The following is a 6,654-nucleotide window of genomic DNA, read 5'->3' on the forward strand; positions in this document are numbered from 1 at the left end:
AGAATCTCGCGTAGATGCTTCGTTCCTCAGCATGACAACACAGGATCATTCATTTTGTGGCTTACTCTAAGTAGGGATGTTATACGGAAAAGTTCTGTTTAATATCCTAAAATTAACTGTAAATCCTAAATCATACTACTGTTGTGCTACCACACACTTTAAAATGTCGGTTATCGCGGCGTTATGTGATTTTAGCACGAAGATTCTTAAAGTCTATTTTTATACTTTTTTATGAGTTTATGTACTTAATTTATTTGCTTGTGAGGTCATAATAAATGGATATAACAAGAGTTAAGCTTTCAGCACTGTGGACGGTTGTTATGTTTAACATCGCTTTTGCCGACATAGTTGGTTTTATACACCCTGGTACTTTAGAGAAGATTATTGATGGTTCCTTCGGTTTCCCAGTCACACCAGGGTTACTTCTTGTCTTCTCAATCTTCATTGAGATTCCTCTAGTGATGATATTTCTTTGCCTCGTCTTATCTGATAGAAGCAGTCGCTTGCTTAATACCCTTGCATTAATTTTGACCACCCTTTTTGTTGTGGGAGGTGGCAGTGCAACCTACTCTTACTTCTTTTTTGCAACGATTGAGATTGTATGCATGTTAGCCATCATGTGGTTTGTATGGAAAAGGCTGGGCAAACTCAATGCATGATATGGTAAAAATATCAATTATTTCGATTTCCAAGTTCAACTCAACCCTCAAGCGATCGCAAAATATCAATCAGAATAGTGGTATCGACAAGCAATAATCGTCAAATACCCATCATCCACCGCATAAACTAACCGATTCATATCATCAATTCGCCGCGACCAAAAGCCAGCCAGATTCTCCCTGAGTGCTTCCGGTTTCCCGATCCCCTCAAGCGGTAGTCGCATAGTTGCCTCAATCAGCTTATTAATTCGTTTTAAGGTTTTCTTGTCCTGCCCTTGCCAATATAAGTAATCTTGCCAAGCCTCATCAGTCCATGCTAACTTCCTAGTCATCTAACAAATTTCGCTCCACCACCTTCCCTTGCTTGAACTGAGCAATCGAACGCTCTAAATGGGCAGCATTGGCGGGAGATTTGAGTAAATGTACCGTCTCCAGCAAACTATTAAATAGCTCCAGGGACATCACCACAGAATCCTCTGCATCTCGTCTGGTGATGATGGTATAGTCGGCATCTTCCACCACTCGGTCTAAAACAGCCTTGAGGTTATTTCTTGCTTCGCTAAAAGACACCACTTTCATCTGTTTCATACTTGTACAGTTTATTGTACAAGTATAGCAGTCCCAAATATATTAAACAATTCCGATGCCATTTGCGATCGCATGAAGTAACCTCATTGGAATGTCAATTATTGCGATACACATTCCATATAATCCTCTCGTGAAGGGTGGTTATAGGGAAAAGTTCTGTTTAATATCCTAAATATGAGTGTTATGCAGAAAATTTCTTTATATCGTGACATGAGTTGCCCATAATGCTTAATATATCGTCATTGAGAAAAAGATTATACAGAAAGTTTCCGTACAATAAATAGTTAGCTGGCTTTGTTCCTGAGCTAGGACGGTAGCGTCAGATTGTCGTTTGGTGTCTAGAATTTTAGATGATTAGCATTGCTTGTTATCATTCATCCTCAATTGGGAATAATTTCAATAAAGGCAATCCATAATCTTTTAGAGCAGGAATTATCTAATGACTGAAGACTTCAATTTTGAGAATGTGGTTAAAAATGCTTTACGTGAAGCGTTAAGAGAACGTGGTCATGTCAATATCTTGATTACTGGTCGTACAGGCGTTGGTAAAAGTACGCTTATTAACTCAGTATTTCAGGGTAATTTTGCAACTACTGGTCAAGGTCGTCCAGTTACTGAAAATACAAGAGAATATAAAAAAGAGGGTGTCCCTCTTTCCATCTTTGATACTCGTGGGCTTGAGATGGCAGCTTTTCATGAAACGGTAAGTAAACTGCGATCAATAGTTAGTGAACGTGCTAGCAACCCTGACCAGAAACAACATATCCATGTTGCTTGGATTTGCATAGCTGAAGACTTTCGCCGTGTTGAGCCAGCAGAAGAAGAACTTGTCAAAATGCTGGCAGAATATATGCCCGTTATTGCTGTTGTTACCAAAGCAAGGTCTGACAAAGGTTTTCGCTCTGCGGTTCAGCAAATACTTTCGTCAGTAACGAATGTAGTCCGAGTTCGAGCGATTGAGGAAGAGCTAGATGAAGGACCCGTTCTTCCAGTAATGGGGCTTCAAGACCTTGTGAAGTTGACGATGGAAACTGTCCCAGAAGGACTAAAAAGAGCTTTTGTGGCTGCTCAAAAAGTAGATATTGAACTAAAAAAAACACAATCTCATGCAATCGTAGCAGCAGCAGCACTTAGTGCTGGAGGAATTGCGGCTGCACCAATTCCGTTCTCTGACGCTATTGCTATTGTCCCGATTCAAGTTACAATGCTTGCCGGTATATCAGCAACCTTTGGTTTATCGATTGATAAAAGTTTTCTCAGCACTGTAGTAGGTGGTCTTATTGCTGGAGCGGGTGGAACGCTTGTAGGACGGATAATTGTGTCAAATTTTCTCAAGTTTATTCCTGGTATTGGGTCTATAGCTGGAGGTTTTATCGCAGCAGGTACAGCAGCCGCTCTCACTACAGCATTTGGTAAAGCATACATTGCCACATTGGAGATGTTGTTTGTTCACAACAATGGTGAGCCACCCACTCCTGAAGAGGTTGCAGATGCGTTCAAAAACAAGTATTTGTCCGGAGATAATGTGCGATCGCCCAACCCATGAGCGGGAACGTTAAACAGTAAAATCTTAATGAGGAATGCGATCGTACAGCTTCATACCAAATACGATCGCACAGCTTCATCCCAAATACGATCGCACTATTTAATTATCTCAAACCAGGTTCATCAACAATTGGTGCTGGAAGCGGAAATTCTTCACCACGCAAATAGGCATCAAATTGCTCCTCAAAACGAGTCCAACTAGTTGCGATCGCCCGGTCTAACCGATAAGCTGGGGCTTCCATGTATAATGGCATACGCTCAGAAATTAGAGTTTTTAGGATTGGATTTAGTATCCCAAAATCGCTTGTTTTCGCACCTGTATAATTTAAAACCAAAAAACCAGGTTTACCCTTCATTTTCATCCAAGGTTCCCACGGACCCATGCGAAAATAGGATAAACAAACTGTGCGATCGCTTTCAATTTTCGTAGTTTCTTCGATTAGTAGTTTAGTTGGGAAAATGAATTTGTAGGAATCAGAAGACTGAATATGTTTTTCAGGTGAATAATCGGCAAATTTCGGATTTTCTGCCAAGAGATTTGGTATTTTCCAATTGAAATCTAGAGAAACAGCAGAAATTTCAGGTGCTATATCAGCTTTGATTTGGTGGGAGATCGGAAATTCCTGATAATCATATTGACGATGCATTACGTTCAACGTCTCATGACTCCAAGGATTGTACCATTGCTTCAATACTTCCCCTGTTACCGGGTCTAGGTAAAGTGTGATTTTACGACTTACTAGAGTCCACTGCAAGGTTGTTTTATCTTGAACACAACGGGATATATCAACACCCAGAAAATCGAACAAATGAACGGGTTCATCTCCATCTAATGGGTGAGCATACATAGTACCCATTGCTTCAAAATAACAAGTTTGACTATCCGTATTACAGCGTATTTTCACAAATTGCACATCTGAAATGTTTGATTTAGTTAAACTCATAAATAAATATCAATTTTTGTTCCTCTTTATCCATAAAGCATGTTTTTCTGCTTAATTCAAGGTAAGAAAAAAACACTTTTTCAAAAAAAAATCAAAAATAATACATAATTCAGAATCAATTCACAAATTTTGTTCTTTTTAATTCCCCAGCAATAGCTCATAAAGTATGTTTTGTGTCGGGGTAAAATTCTCCAAAAATAAACTATATCTCAAGTATAGACTTCCAGAGGAACATATAAATGTATATTTAAGGTGACACTTAAGGTGACACTTAAGCCAAACTCCAAGAAAAATAATTATGCTGAATCAAAGCGATCGCGCAGGTGATAATGTATTGATTGTCGGGGGAGGACCAGCAGGACTGGCAACAGCATTAGTGCTGGCAAAACGAGGTTGGACAAACATTACTGTCCTTGAACAATGCATAGCTTCAGATTATTATGAACAGGATAAGTCTTTCAATTATCTAATCGATGGTCGAGGTCAGGATTTAACTGATTTACTTGGGTTAACAGAGGAATTATCACAAATTAGTGTTCCTAGTACGGAATTTCACTTAACCCTGGTTAAAGCTGATGGTAGTTCTAAAACGTCAAAAGTACCTGTTGTAGACCCAAATAGAAAAGCTGCATACTGGATTCCCCGACGTGCATTTGTTAGCTTACTTGATAATGAAGTTCAACGAAACTGGCAAGGCAAAATCACAGTGCTTTTTAATGCTAAATGTATCGAAATTCGTCAGATAGTGAATACGAGTGATGAAGTCGAAAATTTAGAAGTGATTACGCAAATTAATGGTAAAGAAATAATTAAATTTTCACCACAGTTTTTATTAGGTTGTGATGGTATTGGTTCAATTGTTCGTAGTACTCTCAACAAATGCGATGCATCGAATTCCGACCAATTTACAATGAAACTTTTTCCTTCACCAAGTACAGGATTTACGTTTTTGTGGAGTATTAACTTTTTTATCCGGTTAGGATTGAGTCGGGTACTACCTTTTATATATAGTCCTCCATCATTTTTTCTATTGCAAAATCATCAACTTTCCTATCGACAAATTTGGCAAAAAGCACAAAATACAACACGCAATTTATATTTGTTGTTGCTGCTATTACTTATTTATTTACTATCATATCTAGTTAACCGACAATGATGAAGAAAACCTGACATTAGTTTCCTAACGTATATATTTAGCAGGCTTCATTCCCAATTGCTCAACTGTCACAGTCTCCCCATCTTGCATAAAATCAAACCCTTTCTTAATAGGTCCGTGGAGAAATAAAGTCCAAGCATCTTGACTATCTTCAATCCAAATGGAATGGTATTTATTCGCAGAGCGCACAATAATAGAACCTGGTTTGTACCATTTCACTTCCTTTTCTGTTTTCTCCCAGTACCCACCCTTCAAAATGAGACTAATATTGAACCAAGGATGATTGTGAAGAACCCCTTTGTACCATTCAGGTCGAGCCATAATTTGGTTTAGAGTAATGTTAAACCAACGGTTACCAGGAAACAATATAAAATGAGTATTTTGTCGAGGTTGTTTATTTTCTGAATCGTTAAAAGCTGTTAGACAAGGACGAGACTCAAGATACTTGTTGAACAATGTGCGAAGCATAAATCTACCTCTAATCATGAAAGTATAAGTATCAAAATGAATTAAACGGAGGTGAACTTAAACAGATAATTGTCCAATGTTGATTACCCACTTAGGAATGTGGATTAAATAAAGTACAACTCTTGCATTTATGTAATCTCATGTTGGGTTACGCGATCGCTTGACGACTAAGACAGTCGCTACAAATAATTGTAAGTTAATAAATCCAGGTTCCTTAATTAGAGTTGTCCTACATAATTCCTACATAATATTCAAAGGATCAACATCGATTGTCAAGCTCACCGAATCCGGGCAAATCTCCCTGACATCTTGCCAATCGGGTAAATGCGGTAAAGCATCCGGGGCAAACTTCAACAAAATCTGCCAGCGAAATCTATTCGCAACCCGCATAATACTAGCTGGTGCTGGTCCAAGTATCTCATATCCTTCCCCACTGCGTAAAAATACGGCTATCATCTCCGCAGCATTCGCCACTTCTGTCATATCCATACTACTTAATCGCAGTAAAATCAATCTACCGTAGGGCGGATAATTAAGTGCTTGACGCTGTGTTAATTCATTCCCCGTAAAAGTTGCATAATCATGCGATCGCACCGATTCGATTACGGGGTGTTCTGGGGTATAGGTCTGTACAATCACCCTACCAGGGTCTTCACCTCGTCCTGCCCTTCCTGCAACCTGGGTAAGGGTTTGAAATGCCCGTTCGCTGGCACGGTAATCTGATAGATGTAATAATCCATCGGCAGCAATGACCCCAACTAGAGTCACTTGGGGCAAATCTAAACCTTTGGTGAGCATTTGCGTACCCAGTAAAATATCGGCTTCCCCATTCACAAACTTGGTCAATAGGTTGCGGTGCGCTCCTCTGGTGCGGGTGGTATCGCTATCAAAACGAATTACCCGCAATTCGGGAAGTTCCCGCGCTAATTCCTGGGCAACTTTCTGTGTACCGCTACCAAAAAATTTGAAATAGGGTGAACCACACTCAGGGCAATTACGAGGATGGGATACAGTGTAGTTGCAATAATGACAGCGCAATAGTTGGGGTGCCCCAGCTTCAGTTTGGTGATAGGAAAGGGAGACATCACAGTGGGGGCATTCCATCACATAGCCACAACTACGACAAGAAACAAAGCTACTATGTCCGCGACGATGGATAAATAAGATACCTTGTTTTTTTTCTTCTTGGAGTTGAATTAATGCATCTTGCAGTGACCTACTAAAGATGGATTTATTGCCCTGCTGTAACTCCTGCCGCATATCCACAATTTCCACCGGGGGAAGGGGACGAGAA

Annotated in this window: 8 protein-coding genes; 3 read left to right on the top strand and 5 right to left on the bottom strand. The window is 39.7% G+C overall.

What is annotated here, in order from left to right:
• Nucleotides 1-275 precede the first annotated feature (275 nt).
• Nucleotides 276-659, top strand: coding sequence for a DUF6326 family protein (locus tag CK510_RS05590; protein WP_095720749.1), 384 nt, complete (start codon nt 276-278; stop codon nt 657-659).
• 65 nt (nt 660-724) lie between these two features.
• On the opposite strand, the gene CK510_RS05595 is transcribed toward CK510_RS05590, so the two are convergent.
• Both CK510_RS05595 and CK510_RS05600 read right to left on the bottom strand, forming a co-directional pair.
• The gene (locus CK510_RS05595; RefSeq protein ID WP_095720750.1) at nt 725-991 is read right to left on the bottom strand and encodes a Txe/YoeB family addiction module toxin; all 267 of its coding nucleotides are present in this window, start codon (nt 989-991) and stop codon (nt 725-727) included.
• Nucleotides 984-1,247 carry a type II toxin-antitoxin system Phd/YefM family antitoxin gene (locus CK510_RS05600; RefSeq protein WP_211293099.1) on the bottom strand — a complete coding sequence of 88 codons (264 nt, stop codon included), beginning with the start codon at nt 1,245-1,247 and terminating at the stop codon, nt 984-986. The genes CK510_RS05595 and CK510_RS05600 overlap by 8 nt, the downstream gene beginning before the upstream one ends.
• Nucleotides 1,248-1,686: 439 nt before the next feature.
• On the opposite strand from CK510_RS05600, the gene CK510_RS05605 reads away from it, so the two are divergent.
• Entirely contained in the window at nt 1,687-2,793 is a 1,107-nt protein-coding gene (locus CK510_RS05605) for a YcjF family protein (RefSeq protein ID WP_095720752.1), read from the top strand.
• Between the two features lie 103 nt (nt 2,794-2,896).
• Here the strand turns inward: CK510_RS05605 and CK510_RS05610 are convergent, their stop codons facing one another.
• The gene (locus CK510_RS05610; RefSeq protein WP_095720753.1) at nt 2,897-3,736 is read right to left on the bottom strand and encodes a DUF1838 family protein; all 840 of its coding nucleotides are present in this window, start codon (nt 3,734-3,736) and stop codon (nt 2,897-2,899) included.
• 298 nt (nt 3,737-4,034) lie between these two features.
• Between CK510_RS05610 and CK510_RS05615 the strand changes: the two genes are divergently transcribed.
• A complete protein-coding gene (locus tag CK510_RS05615) occupies nt 4,035-4,892 on the top strand; it encodes an FAD-dependent oxidoreductase (protein WP_095720754.1) in 858 nt (285 codons plus the stop codon).
• A 24-nt stretch (nt 4,893-4,916) separates the two neighbouring features.
• Here CK510_RS05615 and CK510_RS05620 read toward each other — a convergent pair whose 3' ends face one another.
• Nucleotides 4,917-5,360, bottom strand: a complete 444-nt coding sequence (locus tag CK510_RS05620; RefSeq protein ID WP_095720755.1) for a cupin domain-containing protein — start codon at nt 5,358-5,360, stop codon at nt 4,917-4,919.
• Between the two features lie 240 nt (nt 5,361-5,600).
• On the bottom strand, nt 5,601-6,654 hold a 1,054-nt coding region (priA, locus tag CK510_RS05625), incomplete at its 5' end, for a replication restart helicase PriA (protein WP_095720756.1).

This window comes from Brunnivagina elsteri CCALA 953 (assembly GCF_002289455.1).
GTDB classification, from domain to species: Bacteria; Cyanobacteriota; Cyanobacteriia; order Cyanobacteriales; family Nostocaceae; genus Brunnivagina; species Brunnivagina elsteri.